This is a genomic window from Streptococcus pseudopneumoniae, assembly GCF_001068775.1.
In the GTDB taxonomy this organism is placed as follows: Bacteria; Bacillota; Bacilli; order Lactobacillales; family Streptococcaceae; genus Streptococcus; species Streptococcus pseudopneumoniae_N.
Genome location: NZ_JWAJ01000046.1, coordinates 1 through 205, shown reverse-complemented (window position 1 = coordinate 205; position 205 = coordinate 1). Strand labels below are relative to the sequence as shown.

The 205-nt window shown below is 52.7% G+C and carries 1 protein-coding gene; it reads right to left on the bottom strand.

What is annotated here, in order from left to right; all coding sequences use genetic code 11:
* The coding region (locus ADF68_RS11155; protein ID WP_049548388.1) for a hypothetical protein at positions 1 to 205 on the bottom strand (205 nt) is incomplete at both ends.

The following is a 205-nucleotide window of genomic DNA, read 5'->3' as shown; positions in this document are numbered from 1 at the left end:
CGCAAGTACGTCAGCAAGCACATCGGCTTCAACGAGCGCAAGCACATCAGCAAGTACATCAGCCTCAACGAGCGCAAGTACGTCAGCAAGCACGTCAGCAAGCACGTCAGCTTCAACAAGTGCAAGTACGTCAGCAAGTACGTCAGCGTCAACAAGCGCAAGCACATCGGCAAGCACATCAGCAAGTACATCAGCCTCAACAAGT